The organism is Pedobacter nototheniae, from assembly GCF_004335085.1.
Lineage (GTDB): Bacteria > Bacteroidota > Bacteroidia > Sphingobacteriales > Sphingobacteriaceae > Pedobacter > Pedobacter nototheniae.
In genome coordinates this window covers 1-1,265 of sequence record NZ_RQRS01000056.1, presented here as the reverse complement: position 1 = coordinate 1,265, position 1,265 = coordinate 1, and the positions used below count along the sequence as shown (strand labels likewise).

The 1,265-nt window shown below is 42.1% G+C and carries 2 protein-coding genes; both read left to right on the top strand.

From position 1 onward, the window contains the following. Window positions 1–70 precede the first annotated feature (70 nt). Complete coding sequence (locus EHC72_RS23340; RefSeq protein WP_394346898.1) at window positions 71–373, top strand: transposase; 303 nt, start codon at window positions 71–73, stop codon at window positions 371–373. After that, a complete protein-coding gene (locus EHC72_RS22455; RefSeq protein ID WP_394346899.1) occupies window positions 370–1,236 on the top strand; it encodes an IS3 family transposase in 867 nt (288 codons plus the stop codon). The genes EHC72_RS23340 and EHC72_RS22455 overlap by 4 nt, the downstream gene beginning before the upstream one ends. The last annotated feature ends 29 nt before the right edge of the window (window positions 1,237–1,265 follow it).

Below are 1,265 nucleotides of genomic sequence, written 5' to 3'. Positions count from 1 at the left end.
TGGAGTTGCTACCTTTGAGTAGAGACATTTATCTCGCAGATTTAAAGGAGTAATTTTAAATTTGACTAATATGAAACACAGGGTATTTGATGATGAATTCAAAAAGATGGCTGTAGAGTTGTCTAGGCTTAAAGGTTCTGTAAAGGAGGCTGCTGAGGAATTGGACTTGTCCCCCTCTAGACTGAGCAAGTGGCGCAACAATCCAGAGTTCAACGGTGGCAAGATTATGATGGATGTTGCGGGTTTGAGCCCCGAGCAGATGGAGATCAGAAGATTGAAAAAGGCGTTGAAAAACGCTGAACTTGAGCGTGATATCTTAAAAAAGGCGGTAGGCATCTTTTCCAAGGGAGACGGGGGGTATACAGATTTATAGCTGAGCATAAAGCGATCTACCCCGTAGAGAAGATGTCGTCCTTTTTTGGGATCAGCAGCAGTTCCTATTACAAATGGACCAAGGATCCGGTAGGCTTTTGGCAACAACAGAACTCCGAATTACTGGTTAAGCTCAAAGCAGTATATTCAATGAGCAAGGGTCGTTACGGTAGTCCACGTATTACCAAAGAACTGAATGCTGATGGCATAAGAGTCTCACGTCCACGGATAGCAAGATTGATGTGCAGAAATGGAATAAAGAGTATCATGCAACGTAAATATAAGGTGACCACCAATTCCAATCACCTTTATCCAGTAAATGAAAACCTGCTGTTGAGGGATTTCAGTACCACCAGTACAGGGGAGAAATGGGTAAGTGATATCACTTACATCAGAACTTGTGAAGGATGGCTTTACCTCACTGTGGTCATGGATCTGGCAGACCGAAAAATCATCGGTTGGAGTATGGATAATAGCATGAGTGCTGGTTCAACCGTTGTAGATGCATGGAAAATGGCTATAAAGAACAGACCCTTGAAAAGTGAGCTCATTTTCCACAGCGACCAGGGTATCCAATATGCCAGCCATGAGTTCCGTAGATGCTTTAAGGGGCTACCGGTATTGCAAAGTATGAGTAGAAAAGGGAATTGTTGGGATAATGCCATTGCAGAAAGCTTTTTCAAAACCTTAAAAACTGAAATGGTATACCACAGAAAGTTTGAAACCAGGGCACAGGCAAAGTTGGAAATATTCGATTATATCGAGGTATGGTACAATAGGAAAAGAAGACATTCGGCACTTGATTACAGAACCCCAGTTCAGGTTGAAAGAGCAATGCTGAAAAATAAAACAGAAGCGGCATAAAATGTCTCCACTTTTATATTGCAATTCCA

Coding starts and splice junctions, on each gene's coding strand:
- EHC72_RS23340 (WP_394346898.1), top strand. CDS start 71: ATGAAACACAGGGTATTTGATGATGAATTCAAAAAGATGGCTGTAGAG.